We start from the raw sequence: 15,801 nt of genomic DNA, 5'->3' as shown, positions 1-15,801 counted from the left end.
TTTCCTCGTGTGTGGCCGGTCGGCGGCAACCGCTGCCTCAGACACCGTCGTTGGCGCACAGCGCCCAGACGTCGGTGTGGGTACCGGGCGACGACTGTCCTCCGGTGTGGGCGGCGGCCGTCCAGTACGCCGCCGTGGTGGCCCCGTCGCTCACCGCGGCGCCGCCGGAGGTGCTGGGGAAGCTTCCGTTGAGGTGGTCGCCGCCCGAAGCCGGGCCGGTGAAGTCGGTGGTGGTCACGTTCCCTGCACTGATGGCGGCGCCCCCGCTGACCAGATTCCCGTCACCCGCGGCGCAGCCCACGGTCGCCGTCTGCCCGGTGCTCCCGGAGGTCGGGCCGCTCACCTCGGTGTGGCGGACCTTCACCGTTGCGCCGCTGACATTGATGCCGTTGCCGCTGCAGACCGCGTATGCGTAGGTGGTGTTGGCACTGCTGGGGCCGGAGTCCCAGCCGACGGCCGTCCAGGAGTCGGGGTTGGACTCTCCGTCCCCTGCGGCCTTCAAGCCGAGGCTGTGGGCTGAGTTGTTGAAGGTGGGGAAGCTGGCGATCGTCTTGAAGGTGCCCGTAGTGCCGGGGGTGGTCCGGGCTCCGCCGCCCAGCAGGCGGGTGCTGGCCGGACAGGTCGCCGTGACGGCGCTCACCGTCGTTCCGGCGGTGGGCGCGTTGGCCTTGTTCATGACGACCTGGGTGTGCTTGATCAGGGTGCTGGTGATGCACATGGCGTAAGGGGTGGTGGAGAAGGAGGCGTTGACCTGGCCCCCGCTTCCGCCGATGCCGAGCCAGCGGGTCACGTCGGTGCCGACGACACCGGTGGAGCCGGTGTATTCGGTGGTGCCGTCGGAACTGGGTGAGGTGCCGTTGACGTGATTGCCGTTCACTCCCGTACCGGTTCCGGCGGCCTGGTTGATCCCACCGCCGGAAATGAGGCCGCCAGCACAGTCCCCGTGGGTTGATATCTCGGAGTTCGAGGTGGCGGGGCCGCTGTTGGGCCCGGGGGCCTTTACGGTCATGCTCACGGTGTTGGCGTACGCGGTTCCCGGCACTGCCAGGGCCAGAACGGCACCCAGGAGCACCGTTCTGCCTGCGGAGAAGCGGTGCAGAAGTCGTGCGTTCATGCGGGATCTCCCCCTCTATCAGGTGACAAGCAACAAGGGGCGGGTGGCCAATGGGCATCAATGGCGGCATGACGCAGCTCAGAGCGGTACCCGGTGGGGCACGGGCGTCGTCGGTACGGAAGTGTCACGGCATCACGACGGCTGACTGCCTCGCGGATGTACGCCGCTGAGGGGCAGACCAGGGTTCGGACCGGCCATCTCGCCACCCTGTCCCGAGCAGCAAATGCGGACTCTAGCAGCCGTTCAGCCAGGCATCTACAGTCCACATTCGGTCCTGTGGGTAGCGTGTGCGGAGATGTGACATCGCCCTCGCTGGTCAGACGAAGACCCGGTCCGTGGCCTTTCGCCCACCACAGTGGCCACGCCTCTGCTGGTCCGGGGGCGGTCGAGGTGAACAAAGCGCTAGCTACGCGACCTGGGACTGCGCATCCCTCAAGGAACTCTCCGCCCGGTGCGGCTGGCACCCCGCCAAGACCACCCGCATCCAAAAAGGCGCGGCCCTGCCCTCGGACGCGGACATCCGTACATGGTGCGCGGCGTGCGGCGCCGGCGACCAGGCCGACGACCTCATCGCCACCGCCCGCGCGGTCGACTCGATGTACATGGAGTGGCGCCGCCTGCACCGCAACGGCATGCGCCAGGTTCAAGAGGACTGGTACGCCCTGCACGAGCAGACCCGCCACTGCCGGGTCTACGTCTCCAACGTGCCGCCCGGCTTCCTCCAGACGCCGGCGTTCGCGACGGCCCTTATGGAGCAGATCACCCGCTTCCAGGGCACCCCCGACGACGTCGCCGAAGCCGTCGCCGCCCGCGTCGCCCGCTCCCGGTTCCTCTACGAGGGCGGCCACCTCTACGTCGTCCTCCTCGAGGAGTCCGTCCTGCGCTACCGCCCCGCCGACCCCAAGGCGATGCGCGGGCAGCTGCGCCACCTCCTGGCCGTGATGCCCCTCGCCTCCGTCTCGCTGGGCATCATCCCCTTCACCGCGCAGCGCACCGTGCGGCACCACCATCACGGAGCTGCTGGAAGAGCTCGCCACCCGCGAGCTCACGGAGGGCGAGCGGGAGCAGCGTGCTGCCGAGGCGGCCCGTGAGCTCGGCATTGAGTACACCGAGCAGGTTCAGCAGGTCGGCCGGGACGCCTGGGCGAAGATTCGCGCCCATCAGGGCGGCGCCGCCACATGAACCTGACGGCCGTCTTGGACCACACGGCTCTGGCCGCTCTGTACCGCGCGGACTCTTTCTTCACGGGCCTCTACATCGAGGCCTCGCGCGGCACCGGCCGTGTCATCATCCCTTCCCTCTCCGTGCTCGCTGCCGAACGGCAGGTTGCGGGCGCCGACAAGCACGCAGCATCCCTGCGCTTCGCGGAGAACGTTCCGTTCACCGCGGCGCACGCAGTGGATGCGATGGACTGGACAAACGTGGACTGGCCAGTGGCCCATGCTGCTGCGATCGCCTGGCACGCGGTAAAGGCGGGAGAGCCGCTGACGGTCCTCTCGTTGGAACCTGAGCTGTACGCGGGTACCGACATCACTCCGCTGAACCCCACTTGACCCGCGCCGCCTCTACCAGGCAGTTGGACCTGCGCCCAGACTCCCCGGCCTACGCCACCCAGCTGCGCCTGATCACCGCGCGGATCGTCACCACGGCGCACAGCACGGTCGGCACCGACGCGGTGCGCACGGTCCGGGTCCTGCCCCTCGAGGGCAGCTCTCGCGCCCCAGACCGCGCGGAGGCCACGGCTGCCGCCCGGACGTTCCGCAAGCGCCGGTGACAAGGCCGGGGCTGGTGAAGGCGAGTGTGAAGGCATGTTGCGCCTGGCGGATGGCGCGTTCGCCGGCCGATTGCGTGGTCTTCGGCTTCGGTGCGGGCGGCGGCGTGGGCGGTGGCCGAGCGGTTCGTGGCGCCGTGAGGCCACCAGACGTCGCCTTCGACGTGGTGGTGCCGGCCTTCCCAGCCGAGAGTGAGGGCCGTATCGAGGACGGCAGGGAAGTCGTCGGCCGCGCGGCGAGATGGGCCAGGCTGCGGCGGCGGAGGCGAGACGACCGTGGCCGTCGGCGACGCGCTGCATGCCGTGCCGGGAAGCGGTGCTGTCATCGACGGGCCGTCGAGTCCGGCCATCGCGTCGCCGCCGAGGTTCTCCCTGCGCTCGCCTGGCGCCGGAACGCGGGTGGCTACCGGTGGACCGGTGGCCACCTGCGTGACCTGCGAGGCGTTCGGGCTACGCCTTGAAGACGCCCCGGTTGCAGCGCAGCACCGCCACGACGACGGCGACGATGATCGCCGTGATGACGGCCGTCCCTACGACCGAGCCGGTGGCGGCGAAGATGCCGCCGAAACCCGCCACGCCCAGCGCCGCACCCACCGCGAGGGCCGTCTCCTGGAGGGCCGCGGCGCGCGCGACGTCCTTCGGCGGGACGCTGCCCAGCAGGTAGGCGTCGCCGGAGGCCATGGAGACGCCGACGCCGAGGCCGATCAGGAAGCTGGCGGGCCACAGGCCGACGAAGGCGGCCACGACGAGGCCGACGGCGCAGGTGGCCAGGCTGACCTGGAGCATGTGCACGGCGGTGAAGCGGGCCTGGAGCTTGTGGAACGCGAACCCGCCGAGGGAGACCCACAGGGCCAGCACCGACACCGGCAGGATCGACAGGAGCGAGTCGGCCTCCGCGCTGAACAGGAAGACTGATCCCGTGTAGCTGGCGGAACTCACGACGAGCGCGAGCGAGGGCGCGCCGAGCCGGGAGAAGCTGAGCATGCGTACGTCGATGAGCGGGTCGCGCGAGCGGAGCTGCCGCGTGCAGAAGACGGTCAGGACCAGGCAGCCCGCGGCCGTCGCGAGGACGCGCCCGAGCGCGGCGCCATGGCTCTGCAGACCGGCCACGAAGAGTCCGAAGCCCACAAAGGCGAGGGCAGAGGAGGCGACGTCGACCTTGGTCGACGAGGCCTGTCCCAGGGTGATGCCGCGCAGCAGCGCGGTGGCGAGCACCCCGCATACCAGGGCGACGGCGGCGGGCAGCCAGAAGAGCATCGCGTAGGCGTCCATGCCGACGAAGGCCCGGCCGATCAGAGGTGCCGCACCGGCTCCGATGCTGTATGTGGTGATCCACAGGGAGTAGCCGAGAGTGCGCTCCGACGTCTCGGGCAGTCCGCCGATGACCGAGGCGACGCTGGAGACGATCAGGGCGTAGCCGAAGCCCTGGATGAACCGGCTCGCTGTCCACGTCGCCGCCGAGTCCAGCAGTGCGGGACTCGCCCCCGCGAGGGCGAAGACGAAGAGGCCGGTCGCCAGCGTCACGCCGGGCCCCAGGCGTGCGCCGAGACGCGAGCCGAGGACGACGCTGGAGGCGAGGGCGATGGTGTACCCGTCGATGAACCACAGGCGCCATGAGTCGGTCAGGACTGGCAGGTCGTAGGCGATGGAGTTGAACAGCGTGGAGTCCACACCGCCCAGGAACATGGGGACCAGCAGCAGCGGGAAGAGGACCTTCTTCGACACGGCGGTGGACCGCGCTGGAGCAAGGACAGTTGCGGTCATGGCAGACCTCGTCTCAGTTGGCTTTCTTCGGCGAGCGCAGCAAAGGGGGGGACCACTGCGACGACGCCCGGCAGGACTGCTAAATCCGCCGTCGGTCTTCTCTCTACGAGCCCGGTGGGGCGTGCGTGCGCCGCAGGGCACTCAGGGCTGGTTCTCGAGGGCGCCATGAAGTCTCCGAGTCGATATGGAACCACCTAAGACGGTTCTACCAGTCCGTGATTCTCGTGGCAACCAGCCAAGCCGGTTCCACGCTCCTGCCCGGGGCGCCTCGCGAGTAACGTGCCGGAGCCGACCCCGCGGCGGACCGGCGGCCGGAACTACGCAAGCCGGGCCCCGGCCCGTGCGGCGCCCGCAGAGGGGGCGCGGACACGGCCGGGGCCAGCACGGCCTCACCTGTACGGCGACGGGCGCGGGCGCCTACATGCCTCGCGGGGAGGAGAACTCGCGGTTGCTGAGGTACTGCGGACGCGGCGCGTCCGCGGCGTAAGGCGCCTCCAGCGTGTTCTCCGCGCTGTTGTAGACGATGAAGATGTTCGAGCGCGCGAACGGCGACAGGTTCCCGTTGGAACCGTGCAGCAGGTTGGAGTCGAACATCACCGCGGAGCCGGCGGGACCCGTGATCTGCTCGATACCGTGCTCCTCCGCCATGCGCGTCAGGTGCTTGCGGTCCGGGGAGCCGACGCTGGGGGCGGCCACGCGCAGCGACTCCTTGTGGTAGTCCTGCGGAGTGGCCCCGACCGTGGGGACGAACGTCTTGTGAGTGCCGGGCATGACCATGAGCGGGCCGTTGAACGGGTGGTTCTCGGTGAGGGAGATCGAGACGCTGAACGCGCGCGGCCGGGGCATGCCGTCCTCGGAGTGCCAGGTCTCGAAGTCGGAGTGCCAGTGGAACGGGGCGCCGCCGAACCCCGGCTTGTAGTTGACCCGGCTTTGGTGAATGTAGACCTCGGAGTCGAGTACCTGGCGGGCGATGTTCACGAGCCGGGGCGACCGCAGCAGCTCGGCGAAGATCTCGCTGACCTTCTCGACCTCGAAGACGGAACGGACCTCGTCGGAATCCGGTTCCAGGATGACGCGCTCACTCGCGCGCAGCTCCGGGTCCTCACCGAGGCGCCGGAGTTCGGAGAGGTAGAGGTCCACCTCGTGCGCGGAGAGCAGGTCGTCGAGGACCAGGTAGCCGTTGGACTCGTACTGCGTGAGCTGCTTGCCGTCGAGCGGGCCCGGAGCCTCTCCCCACACCGACGGGTCCGTCCGCGGCTGAGGAACGGCCTCGCCGAGGACTCGGGTCGGATAAAGGTCGGGGCGCTGAGCGACAGTCATGTGCTGTTCTCCTTTTCAGGCGAGCGGCGGCTTTTTCTGCCCGCATAGGGGCGTGATTCATCGGCTTGCGGGGCGAGGTGCCGGAATTCCAGGCCTTTTTTCCTGCGGCTCACTGGTTCGTCCTCCGGCTCTTTCGATACTGCAAGATCGCAGAGGGCAAAGGAAGGGCCTACGAGTGTCCTGAATCGTCCTTGACCTAATCAGGACCGCGAATTGCGTGTCCGTCCACGGGGATGCGGACGCAGGGGCCGTGCCCTCCAGCAGTACGGAACCGCCTGGAGCGGTTCTCTTGCTTGTTCCCCACGTAGCAACCGGCTAAGGTGGTTCCATGTCCGTCAAGCAGTTCCCCGAGTTCCGTCTTGGCAAGGTGCTGGCGACCAGCTTCACGGCGACCCTCACGGAACGCTGCGGTGAACCCGTCGAGCGGGTTCCCGTCCCCGAGCGGCTGGTCGACTGGTTGGCGGTCAACGGGCTCCGGGTCGATTCGTGCAGCGACTCCCAGCTGGAGCATGCTCGGCAGCTGCGTGAAGCGATCCACGAAGCCGCTACCGCCGTCGCGACGCAGGCCCCCCCTCCCGCCGCGGCCGTTCAGGTCATCAATGACTGCAGTACGGGCGGCCGGGCCTCGGCGGTCCTTTCGCCCCAGGGCGGACGGGAGTGGCACCTGGATTCCGCCTCCGTCGAGGACGCCCTCAGCGTGATCGCCGCCGACGCGGTCGACATCGTTTCGGGCGCGCGCGAGGGGGCGATGGCGTTGTGCGCGTCCCCGACGTGCCGGGCCGCCTTCTTCGACACCAGTCGGGGCGCCACGCGCAGATGGTGCGAGATGAACACCTGCGGGAACCGCGCGAAGAAGGCGCGTTTCCTCGCCAACAAGCGCCAGGACCCGAGGCGCGCCGGCTGAAGTCGCACCGGCGCGGCCTCACCCCCGCGCGCCTGCCTCTTGGCCGTTCCTCTCCACCGGGCAGGTGCCCGACCTGGTTTGCACGGTGGCCGGAACGCCCCCCTTTACGACCGTCCCGAGCGGGTAGCCGCGCCGTCGTGGCTCACCGCGATCGTGTCCAACGCCAGGAACCGCCCTGTGCGTTGGAAGCGGCCCGCGCCGCGGAGTGCTGCTCGCTAGTTCGGAACGCTGCCGCTCGACGACCGTCGAGCACTGTTGACGACGAGGGCAGGGCGTAGTTGCCACCAGACTCCCGCACCCCTCGTCCCGCCACCGCACGCAGGTGCAGAGAGGGAAGTACATGCTGGACGTTCTGGGAATCGACGCCACGGCGGAAATGGTCTACCGCGAGATGCTGGCGCATCCTCAGGAGGGCGTGGCCGAGCTGGTGCACAGGCTCCAACTGAGCGAGCAGGAGGTACGAGGGGCGCTCGACACCCTCGGCGAGCTGGCCCTGGTGTGGCACTCCCGCGAAGACTCCCAGAGCTTCCACGTCGTGGAACCTCACCTCGCCGCGGAGATCCTGCTCGCCAGGGAACGGGCCGAGCTCGCGGCACAGCAGCAGCGCGTGCAGGAGGCCCAGGCCGCCGCCGTACAGCTGAAGTCCGAGTTCACCCAGGACAGTCCCAAGGACGAGATGCATCGCCTGACCGGGGTCAACTCCGTACGCGACTACTTGGCGGCGCTGCACGACGAGGTCCAGGACGAGCTGCTGACCTTCGCCCCGGGCGGAGCGCAGACGGAGGCCAACCTGCGCAGCTCGCGCCCGATCGCGGACGCCCTGCTCGCGCGCGGAGTGCGGATGCGCACCGTGTACCTGGACAGCGTCCGCAACGATCCCCTCACGGTCGCGCACGCGGAGTGGCTCGCCGAACGTGGGGGTCGCATACGCACCGTGCCCTCGCTGCCGAACCGCCTGATCATCTGCGACAAGAAGATCGCCATCGTCGCCGTCGACTCGGACGACACCTCGGCTGGGGCGGTGGTTCTCCAGACGGCTGGAGTAGTGTCGTCCCTGTACGCCCTTTTCGAGAATATTTGGCAGGCTGCCCAACCTATGGGGGAGACCGCCCAGCCGAGTGAGGAAGAGGGCCTCAGTCCGCAACAACTGGAAGCTCTGCGGCTGTTGTCCCTCGGGCACACCGACGACTACGTCGCGGCGCGGCTGGGCGTGTCAGGCCGCACGGCCCGCCGGATCGCCACGAAGCTCATGGACCACCTCGGAGCGCGAAGTCGATTCCAGGCCGGCTTGCACGCGGCTGTTAGGGGCCTCATCCGGCCGTGACGGCCCTACGTCGCCGATCGATCGACAGGCAGCCGAAAGGGAATGACCATTCGAACAGGACACCCCACTCATGTATCTCGTGCAGCTCACCCTCGCGCCCCCGGGCGATGCCCACCCGCCCGCTGAGGCTGAGCTCAAGCAGGCGCTCCAGGTCGCGGCGCCGGACATCGTCGAACACGTCAGCGTTCACACTCAGACGCGGCCCCACCTTGTCGTCAGCCTCTTCCTCCGCTCCGCCTGCCTGGACGAGGCCGAGGCGGCGGCGAAGCGGATCTGGCAGCATGCGACCGCCAGCTGCACTCCCCTAGCCGCCTGGTCCCTGCGGCGGGCCGAAGTGCCCCTGCACCCCTACGACGTGGAGTGAGCCCGGCTCCTCCCGACGCCCGTGTCACGCCCCGCCACTAAACGACGTCCCGTAAAGCGTGTTGGGTCATGACTGGGATGGCCTTGGGTCGAGGTGTGCTTTCCCAGCGAGGGCCAGGTTGCGCAGTCGGGCCACGCCGAGAACGGCGTGGTGGACGCCGTCGCCGCGTAGCCGGCAGTCGCGGAGGATCTTGTAGGTCTTCATCCGGGAGAAGGCGTGTTCGACACGGGCTCTGGCCCGGCGGTGGACGGTGTTGTCGCCTGCCGCTCAGGTGTAAGTGGTCTGTCTTTGCGTGGCCAGTGCGGGATGAGGGCAGGGGTGCCGCGATAGCCGCGTCACCGAGAACCGGGCGCGGTCTTCACAACACGGTCCACGCCGGATTCCCGGTAGGCACGGGCGTCATGACGGTTGCCGGGCAGGGGCCGTCCGGCCGCTACGACCAGCCGGGTGTTGGCGTCGATGACGACCTGAGGGTTGGTGGAGTAGCGGTAGTTCTAGCTGGAGGCGGCCACACTCCGGTCGCGGGTCGGGATCAGGGTGCCGTCCACGATCAGCACAGTGCCGCCGGGTGCCGGCCCCGGACGGGGGACAGCGCGAGACGCGGGCAATGAGCCTTTTCCATCATCCGGCTGAGCAGGCCAGACGCAGGGCAAGGACGGACTGGACGAGAGCGGTGGCTCGGGTGGTGGAGCAGCGCAGCTTGCGGAGGAGCCGCCAGGACTTGAGGGTGGCCATGGCCTGCTCGACAAGTGCACGGATCTTCGCGTGGGACCGATTCACAGCCTGCTGTCCGGCGGAAAGCGTCTCCCACCGTCCCCAGTGCGGGATGCGGACCGTGCCGCCGGCGCCCCGGTATCCCTTGTCGGCCCAGCACATGACGTCGGCCTCGGCCAGGGCGTCGCTGATGCCGTGCTCGCGGGCTGCGCGGACGTCGTGTACAGCTCCGGGCAGGGCAGGTGAAGCCCACAGCAGTCTGCCGAAAGGGTCGGTGAGGACCTGCACGTTCATGCCGTGCTTCCTGTGTTTGCCCGAGTAGAAAGGCCGGTCCGCGGCGATGCGGTCGATCGGCAGGAGGGTGCCGTCAAGGAGCACGAACACCTTCGTCGTCGCATTGCGGACGGCATCGGCCAGAGTGGATGCGAGGTCGGCCAGGAGGTCGACGGCCTCGGCGACGTAACGGTACGCGGTGGTGATGCCGACGCCGAATCCGGCGGCGAGTTGGGCGTAGGTGTGTCCCACGCGCAGGTGAGCGAGTGCGAGGAGGGCTTGGCGGCCGGCGCTCAGACGCCGCCAACGAGAACCGATCGCGCGGCGGTGCCGCCGCAGTTGCTGAGCGAGGAAGCGCAGGGAAGAGGTGGACACGTCCACGCCGGACGGGTAAACAATCATGTGAAGCCTCTGGTGGAGACGGTTCTCTTGGTCGAAAACCCATCTACCAGGGGCTTCACCACGTTGTCAGCCCAACTGCTCAACAAGCCACCCAGATTGGAAAAGGGCTCACTGTGACAGAGGTCAAAGTCACCTACGACAAGTCCGTGGACGCAGCGTACGTGTACTTCACCGAACCCCAGGTCCGCGTACGGTCTGCGCACTACCCCTGCGATCCGGTGGACGTCGACGGCATGATCAACCTCGACTTCGACAAGCACGGCCGCTTCATCGGCATCGAGGTGCTGGCCGCCAGTTCAAAACTTCCCGAGTACCTGCTCAAGTCCGCGGAGCGGTTGGACGCCGACGTCATATGAAGCAGTCAAGTACGGCGATCGCGCCACCCGCCGCGCTCTGCCGCAGGTTGGAAAAAGCTCAATGTCGTCAATGACGGGGGCAGCGGCGGGTTTCGAGACCCCAAACAAGGGGCCGAGCTGCCGCATCGTGAGGTTCGTCCGCCAGTAAGCCGCCACGAGCAGTATGCGGTTTTCCAATGACAAGGCCCACGGCCGTCCGCCGGTGGGCTTGCCGCCGCCCCGGCACCGTACGAGTCCCACGAGCCTGCGGAACTGACGTCCGTTCAGTCCCACGAACAGGCCCACCCACTGCGGCTCTGCCGCCGTCACCACCGCACCCACACCAAGATCATCACAGGTCTGATCAGGGCTTACGGGACGTCGTTGACCCGTGCCGGGGCGATGCGTGGGACCTACATGCGCATTTTTCCGTGTCCCAAACGGTCCAGCCCGGAGAATGTCGCGATCGCTGTGGCCCTTTGGCCGGATGACTAATCCGACCGCGGTCCTAAACAGGTCAGGGACGATTTATGCCAACCGTCCGCCCTTCCCTCGCCGCTCCGAAGTTCGCAGACTCGTTATCGCCGGACAGCAAACCAGCGAGAGAGGCGAGTCATGAAAGAGCGAATGTTCATCTCCGATGGCTTAGCGGTGGAGCAGCGAATTCTTTGCCTCTCACCCGAAGACGACGGCGGATGGCAGTGACCGTATGACGACCTCGAAGAACAGTGTCCAGGGAAAGTCGATGGCGGACCTCGCCGAGGAGTACGGCACCCCGCTGTTCGTCTACGACGCGGACGTCCTCGCGGACACGTACCGCACGTTGCGCGGCCTGCTCCCCGACGGTGCCGACATCTTCTACTCGCTCAAGGCCAACCCGAACATCAGCGTCTGTGCCCTGCTGAACTCGTTCGGTACGGGAGCCGAGGTCTCCTCCTACGCCGAGCTGGCCACCGCCCTGCGGGCGGGGGTCGACCCCGGCGACATCATCTTCCTCGGCCCCGGCAAGGACGAGCGGGAACTCACCGCGTGCGTCGAAGCCGACATCCACGCGATCGTCTGCGAGTCACTGGACGAGCTCGACCTGCTCGACTCGCTGTTGGCAGCGGCAGGACGTGACGACTTCCCAGTGCTCCTCCGGGTGAACCCGGCCTTCGGCAGCAAGGGGTCCGGGCTGGCCATGGGCGGCAAACCTCGGCAGTTCGGCATCGACGAAGCCGAACTGCGCGGTTCCAAGCACCGCCTCGCGGCCCTCCGCAACATCCAGGTGAAGGGCGTGCACGCGTACATGGGGACGCGGTTCCTCAACCACGAAGACGTCGTCGAGAACACCCGGCGCATCCTCGCCACCGCGGAGGACCTGGCCGGACAGCTCGGTTTCCCCCTGGAGACCGTCGACTTCGGCGGCGGACTCGGTGTCGCCTACTTCGACAACGAGGAGGACCTAGACCTCGACGCGCTGGGCGCCGGCCTCGCGGAGGTCATCACCCCCTTCTCGGTGCGCAACCCGGACTGTCGAATGATCATGGAACTGGGTCGCTTCCTCACCGCCACGGCCGGTACGTACGTCGTACGCGCCCGCTACGTGAAGGAGTCCATGGGGGAGAGCTTCGTGGTCGCCGACGGCGGCACGAACCACCACATGGCGGCCGTCGGCGTCGGCAGCTTCGTCAAGCGCAACTTCCCGGTCCGCCACCTGGAGGACCGAGCCGCAGGAGCCTCGCGCCCCTACAGCGTTACCGGGCCCCTGTGCACGCCCAACGACGTGGTGGCCAAGAAGGTCCGCCTGCCGGAAGTGCGGCCGGGAGACCTGCTCGCGGTGGAGCGGTCCGGGGCCTACGGGCCGACCGCCTCGCCCGGCCTCTTCCTGAGCCACGGCTTCCCGGCCGAGGTGCTCGTCCACGGCGGGCGCGCCCACCTCATCCGGGAGCGCGACACGACGGAGGACCTGCTGGCGAAGCAGCGCCTCGTCGATCTCCGCGCCGCCTCCGCCTGAACACGTGATCCGTATGGACACCTGATCCGAACGAGAACCTGATCCGAATGAGAACCGCAGCGAAGCAGGTCGCGCGAGTCGGACTGGACGTACTCGACCGCTCCGAACTCCGCCGCCTCATCGAAAGACCCTGGTTCTTGCGCTTCAGTTTCGCCCCGGAGGAAATAGCCCACGCCGAGACCCTCGGCGAAGACCGCCGCCTGGAATTCCTGGCCGGTCGGTTCGCCGCCAAAGAGGCCCTCCTCAAAGTCCTGGGAATCGGTTTCCTGCAAGGTGTGACGCCACGGGAGATCTGCGTGGAGCACACCGCGCACGGCGCCCCCGTCGTCCACCTCCGCGGACGAGCAGCGCAACTGGCCCCGTCATCCGTCTCGGTCTCCATCACCCACAAGCAGAACGTCGTGGCCGCCGTCGCCGTCAGCCTCCCCGAGGCCAATGGTGCGACCGCCGGCGACGCCACCAGCGAAGCCGCCAGGAACGGACGAACCGAACCCACTGCACCGAAGGAGCTTGACGCCGTGCCGCCGCCGAACACCCCCGCGACCGCGACCGTCGGGACCAGTACCCGCGACGAGCGAGAAGCGCCGACCACCGCCCTCCTCCGTGTACGCATCGGTCAGGAAGAGGCCCACTACGGGGGCAACCTCGTCGACGGTGCGCGCATCCTGCGCCTGTTCGGCGACCTCGTCACCGAGATCACCCTCCACACGGACGGCGACGAAGGGCTGCTGGCCCAGTACAGCGACATCCGCTTCACCGCACCCGTGAGGCCCGGCGACTACATCGAGGCGCACGCACGGCTGGTCCGCCAGACCCGACTGCGCCGCGTGGTCGAGTTGGAGGCGCACAAGGTCATCCGCGCCAGTCCCGAAGAGGCCGACAGCGCCGGCGAGGTCCTCGACGAGCCTCAACTCGTGTGCGCCGCGACCGCCACCACCGTCGTACCCCACCGGCGGGCGCACATGGCGACCGCCCGCACCCCCACGGCCGAGGAGGCCTGATGCCCCGCACTCCGCAGCTCCTGCACGAGATACTGGACCGAGCCGCCGACCGCGATCCGGAGTCGGCCGCACTGAGCTCGCGCGATCACGGCCTCACCTACCGGGAACTCGCGACCGCCACCACCGCCATGGCCGCCCGCCTGCGGCGCGAGGGCCTGCGGCGCGGTGACCGGATCATCGTCACCGCTTCCGACGGCATCAGCATCGCCATCCTGGTCTACGCCGCCTCGCGCGTCGGCGCCGTCTTCAGCGTGCTCCACGAGCAAGTACGCGGCGGGCCGCTGGAACACGTCCTGCGCGACTGCGAGCCCGCACTCCTGGTCTCCGATGACCCGGACGCCGGACGGACCGCCGCCGAGCACGGCGTCCGCTCCCTCGCGCTCGACGAGCTCGTGCGCACGGCACTCGACGCGGACACCGCCGAGGCCGCTACCTCCGCCGGCCCGAGCGCCCTGGGCGTGGACCCCGTCAGCCTGATCTACACCTCGGGCACCACCTCCCTGCCCAAGGCCGTGGTCAGCACCCACCAGCAGGTTCTCTTCGCCGCCACCGCGATCCAGGAGTGCCTGGACTACCGCAGCGACGACGTCGTCTACTGCCCGCTTCCGCTCTCCTTCGACTACGGCCTCTACCAGGTCTTCCTCGCGGCCCTCAGCGGCGCCCGGCTCCACCTGGCCACGGTCGCCGAGGTCGGCCCCCCGCTGCTGCACAGTCTGGAAGAGGCGGGCGCCACCGTCCTGCCCTCCATGCCCTCCGTCTCGGACCGGCTCGCCTGGCTGCTCGGCCGCAGCAGCGGAGGCCCGAGCCGCCTGCGCCTGCTCACCAACACCGGTGCGGCGCTCTCCGAGACCACCATGACCGCGCTGCGCGCCGCCCTGCCCCGCCTGCGAATCCAGGTCATGTACGGCCTCACCGAGTGCAAGCGCACGACGATCATGCCCCCCGACGGAGACCTGGACCACCCGGGCTCCTGCGGGCTGCCGCTGCCGGGCACCGAGGTCTTCATCGTCGACGACGACGGCGACCGGCTGCCAGCGGGAGAGATCGGCCAGGTCGTCGTCCGCGGACCCAACGTCATGGCCGGGTACTGGCGCCGCCCCGAGCTGACCGCCGAGCGCTTCCCGCGCACAGAGGGGTTGTTCCCCGAGCTGCGCACCGGCGACTACGGCTGGCAGGACAAGGACGGCTACCTCTACTTCTCCGGCCGCAGGGACGACCTCTATAAGGAGCGCGGGTTCCGCCTCAGCACCACCGAGGTCGAGGCCGCCGCGACCCGGGTCGACGGAGTGACTTCTGCCGCCGTACTGCCTCCTGAGGGCAAGCGGACCGCGCTCCTCGCCGTCGTCGCGAACATCACCGCCGACCAGGTGCGCGAGGGCATGCGGGACCACATCGAGCCCTTCAAGATCCCGCGCCGCTGCGTCCGCCTCGACGCCCTGCCCACCAACGGCAACGGCAAGGTCGACCGCAAGAAGCTGACCGCCCTGATCGAACAGGACCCGCCCGCCTCGGTCACCACCGAGGCCCTCCAGGCACGCCTGGCCCACTGACCCCCTCCCATACGCCCCACCAGAACAACGTCCGAGAACGACAACCAACCCACGTGAGGAACTGATCATGGACCGCCAGCACGTCGTCACCGCCCTCGAGAACGCCCTCACCGACGTCCTGGAGCGCCCCGTCACCAGTCTCACCGGCGACGTGAAGCTCTTCGCCGACCTGCACCTGGACTCCACCACCATGCTCGAGATGCTCATGTTCCTCGAGGACTCCATCGGCCTGGTCGTCGACCCGGAGGAGCTGGACGCGGACGACTTCGTCTCCGTGGACACCTTCACCGACTTCGTCCTCGCCACACGGGGTGAGCAGGTCGCGGCATGACGCTCACCCAGCCCGACCTCAGCGTCTTCGAGACCCTGGAGTCCGAGGTACGCAGCTACTGCCGTGGCTGGCCGACCGTCTTCGACCGCGCGCAGGGCAGCCGCATGTACGACGAGGACGGGCACCAGTACCTCGATTTCTTCGCCGGTGCCGGGTCACTGAACTACGGCCACAACAACCCCGTACTGAAACGGGCGCTGATCGACTACCTGATGCGGGACGGCGTCACGCACGGCCTGGACATGTCGACCACGGCCAAGCGGTCCTTCCTGCAGACCTTCCAGGACCTGGTGCTGCGCCCCCGTGACCTGCCGTACAAGGTGATGTTCCCGGGTCCGACGGGCACCAACGCCGTGGAGTCGGCGCTGAAGCTGGCCCGGAAGGTGAAGGGCCGCGAGGCGATCGTGTCGTTCACGAACGCCTTCCACGGCATGTCGCTGGGCTCCCTCGCGGTCACCGGCAACGCCTTCAAGCGGGCCGGCGCCGGCATCCCGCTGGTGCACGGCACGCCGATGCCGTTCGACAACTACTTCGACGGCCAGATCCCGGACTTCCTGTGGTTCGAGCGGCTGCTGGAGGACCAGGGCTCCGGCCTGAACAAGCCCGCCGCGGTGATCGTGGAGACCGTGCAGGGCGAG

Annotated in this window: 16 protein-coding genes and 2 pseudogenes; 12 read left to right on the top strand and 6 right to left on the bottom strand. The window is 68.6% G+C overall.

Annotated features, from left to right (window positions below; all coding sequences use genetic code 11):
* Positions 1–37: 37 nt before the first annotated feature.
* Positions 38–877, bottom strand: coding sequence for a hypothetical protein (locus AC0B9F_RS33675; protein ID WP_472009000.1), 840 nt, complete (start codon positions 875–877; stop codon positions 38–40).
* Between the two features lie 719 nt (positions 878–1,596).
* Here AC0B9F_RS33675 and AC0B9F_RS33670 point away from each other — a divergent pair.
* The 3 genes from AC0B9F_RS33670 to AC0B9F_RS33660 all read left to right on the top strand — a co-directional run bounded on the left by AC0B9F_RS33670 (position 1,597) and on the right by AC0B9F_RS33660 (position 2,888).
* Entirely contained in the window at positions 1,597–2,205 is a 609-nt protein-coding gene (locus tag AC0B9F_RS33670) for a Scr1 family TA system antitoxin-like transcriptional regulator (protein ID WP_472009152.1), read from the top strand.
* Positions 2,206–2,292: 87 nt separating this feature from the next.
* Complete coding sequence (locus AC0B9F_RS33665; RefSeq protein WP_472008998.1) at positions 2,293–2,667, top strand: PIN domain-containing protein; 375 nt, start codon at positions 2,293–2,295, stop codon at positions 2,665–2,667.
* 23 nt (positions 2,668–2,690) lie between these two features.
* Complete coding sequence (locus tag AC0B9F_RS33660; protein WP_472008996.1) at positions 2,691–2,888, top strand: hypothetical protein; 198 nt, start codon at positions 2,691–2,693, stop codon at positions 2,886–2,888.
* Positions 2,889–3,335: 447 nt separating this feature from the next.
* Here AC0B9F_RS33660 and AC0B9F_RS33655 read toward each other — a convergent pair whose 3' ends face one another.
* Together AC0B9F_RS33655 and thpD are read right to left on the bottom strand one after the other, a co-directional pair.
* The gene (locus AC0B9F_RS33655) at positions 3,336–4,649 is read right to left on the bottom strand and encodes an MFS transporter (RefSeq protein WP_472008994.1); all 1,314 of its coding nucleotides are present in this window, start codon (positions 4,647–4,649) and stop codon (positions 3,336–3,338) included.
* A 417-nt stretch (positions 4,650–5,066) separates the two neighbouring features.
* A complete protein-coding gene (gene thpD / locus AC0B9F_RS33650; protein ID WP_472008992.1) occupies positions 5,067–5,969 on the bottom strand; it encodes an ectoine hydroxylase in 903 nt (300 codons plus the stop codon).
* A 328-nt stretch (positions 5,970–6,297) separates the two neighbouring features.
* On the opposite strand from thpD, the gene AC0B9F_RS33645 reads away from it, so the two are divergent.
* From AC0B9F_RS33645 to AC0B9F_RS33635, 3 genes are all read left to right on the top strand, one after another.
* Positions 6,298–6,873 (top strand): CGNR zinc finger domain-containing protein, encoded by a 576-nt coding sequence (locus AC0B9F_RS33645; RefSeq protein WP_472008990.1) that lies wholly within the window; start codon positions 6,298–6,300, stop codon positions 6,871–6,873.
* A gap of 340 nt (positions 6,874–7,213) precedes the next feature.
* Complete coding sequence (locus AC0B9F_RS33640) at positions 7,214–8,197, top strand: helix-turn-helix transcriptional regulator (RefSeq protein ID WP_472008988.1); 984 nt, start codon at positions 7,214–7,216, stop codon at positions 8,195–8,197.
* Positions 8,198–8,267: 70 nt separating this feature from the next.
* A complete protein-coding gene (locus AC0B9F_RS33635; protein ID WP_472008986.1) occupies positions 8,268–8,561 on the top strand; it encodes a hypothetical protein in 294 nt (97 codons plus the stop codon).
* Between the two features lie 66 nt (positions 8,562–8,627).
* Here the strand turns inward: AC0B9F_RS33635 and AC0B9F_RS33630 are convergent.
* Positions 8,628–9,118: pseudogene (locus tag AC0B9F_RS33630) on the bottom strand (transposase); the annotation flags it as partial.
* Between the two features lie 64 nt (positions 9,119–9,182).
* Positions 9,183–9,950: an IS5 family transposase gene (locus AC0B9F_RS33625; protein ID WP_472008984.1), complete on the bottom strand. Its 768-nt coding sequence runs from the start codon at positions 9,948–9,950 to the stop codon at positions 9,183–9,185.
* A gap of 113 nt (positions 9,951–10,063) precedes the next feature.
* On the opposite strand from AC0B9F_RS33625, the gene AC0B9F_RS33620 reads away from it, so the two are divergent.
* Positions 10,064–10,306, top strand: a complete 243-nt coding sequence (locus AC0B9F_RS33620) for a DUF2283 domain-containing protein (RefSeq protein ID WP_472008982.1) — start codon at positions 10,064–10,066, stop codon at positions 10,304–10,306.
* A 60-nt stretch (positions 10,307–10,366) separates the two neighbouring features.
* Here AC0B9F_RS33620 and AC0B9F_RS33615 read toward each other — a convergent pair.
* Positions 10,367–10,627 (bottom strand): annotated as a pseudogene (locus AC0B9F_RS33615) (helix-turn-helix domain-containing protein); the annotation flags it as partial.
* 367 nt (positions 10,628–10,994) lie between these two features.
* Here AC0B9F_RS33615 and AC0B9F_RS33610 point away from each other — a divergent pair.
* The 5 genes from AC0B9F_RS33610 to AC0B9F_RS33590 all read left to right on the top strand — a co-directional run.
* Positions 10,995–12,281: a type III PLP-dependent enzyme domain-containing protein gene (locus tag AC0B9F_RS33610; RefSeq protein WP_472008980.1), complete on the top strand. Its 1,287-nt coding sequence runs from the start codon at positions 10,995–10,997 to the stop codon at positions 12,279–12,281.
* A gap of 47 nt (positions 12,282–12,328) precedes the next feature.
* Positions 12,329–13,282 carry a 4'-phosphopantetheinyl transferase superfamily protein gene (locus AC0B9F_RS33605; protein ID WP_472008978.1) on the top strand — a complete coding sequence of 318 codons (954 nt, stop codon included), beginning with the start codon at positions 12,329–12,331 and terminating at the stop codon, positions 13,280–13,282.
* Positions 13,282–14,832: a class I adenylate-forming enzyme family protein gene (locus AC0B9F_RS33600; protein ID WP_472008976.1), complete on the top strand. Its 1,551-nt coding sequence runs from the start codon at positions 13,282–13,284 to the stop codon at positions 14,830–14,832. Before AC0B9F_RS33605 ends, AC0B9F_RS33600 begins: the two co-directional genes overlap by 1 nt.
* Positions 14,833–14,899: 67 nt before the next feature.
* Entirely contained in the window at positions 14,900–15,163 is a 264-nt protein-coding gene (locus AC0B9F_RS33595) for an acyl carrier protein (protein ID WP_472008974.1), read from the top strand.
* The coding region (locus AC0B9F_RS33590) for an aminotransferase class III-fold pyridoxal phosphate-dependent enzyme (RefSeq protein ID WP_472008972.1) at positions 15,160–15,801 on the top strand (642 nt) is incomplete at its 3' end. The genes AC0B9F_RS33595 and AC0B9F_RS33590, both read left to right, overlap by 4 nt.

It is taken from the genome of Streptomyces sp. NPDC097129 (genome assembly GCF_055668065.1).
This window is presented reverse-complemented; position numbering and strand designations above follow the sequence as displayed.

Coding starts and splice junctions, on each gene's coding strand:
- AC0B9F_RS33665 (WP_472008998.1), top strand. CDS start 2,293: ATGAACCTGACGGCCGTCTTGGACCACACGGCTCTGGCCGCTCTGTAC.
- AC0B9F_RS33655 (WP_472008994.1), bottom strand. CDS start 4,649: ATGACCGCAACTGTCCTTGCTCCAGCGCGGTCCACCGCCGTGTCGAAG.
- thpD (WP_472008992.1), bottom strand. CDS start 5,969: ATGACTGTCGCTCAGCGCCCCGACCTTTATCCGACCCGAGTCCTCGGC.
- AC0B9F_RS33645 (WP_472008990.1), top strand. CDS start 6,298: ATGTCCGTCAAGCAGTTCCCCGAGTTCCGTCTTGGCAAGGTGCTGGCG.
- AC0B9F_RS33640 (WP_472008988.1), top strand. CDS start 7,214: ATGCTGGACGTTCTGGGAATCGACGCCACGGCGGAAATGGTCTACCGC.
- AC0B9F_RS33635 (WP_472008986.1), top strand. CDS start 8,268: ATGTATCTCGTGCAGCTCACCCTCGCGCCCCCGGGCGATGCCCACCCG.
- AC0B9F_RS33625 (WP_472008984.1), bottom strand. CDS start 9,950: ATGATTGTTTACCCGTCCGGCGTGGACGTGTCCACCTCTTCCCTGCGC.
- AC0B9F_RS33610 (WP_472008980.1), top strand. CDS start 10,995: ATGACGACCTCGAAGAACAGTGTCCAGGGAAAGTCGATGGCGGACCTC.
- AC0B9F_RS33605 (WP_472008978.1), top strand. CDS start 12,329: ATGAGAACCGCAGCGAAGCAGGTCGCGCGAGTCGGACTGGACGTACTC.
- AC0B9F_RS33600 (WP_472008976.1), top strand. CDS start 13,282: ATGCCCCGCACTCCGCAGCTCCTGCACGAGATACTGGACCGAGCCGCC.
- AC0B9F_RS33595 (WP_472008974.1), top strand. CDS start 14,900: ATGGACCGCCAGCACGTCGTCACCGCCCTCGAGAACGCCCTCACCGAC.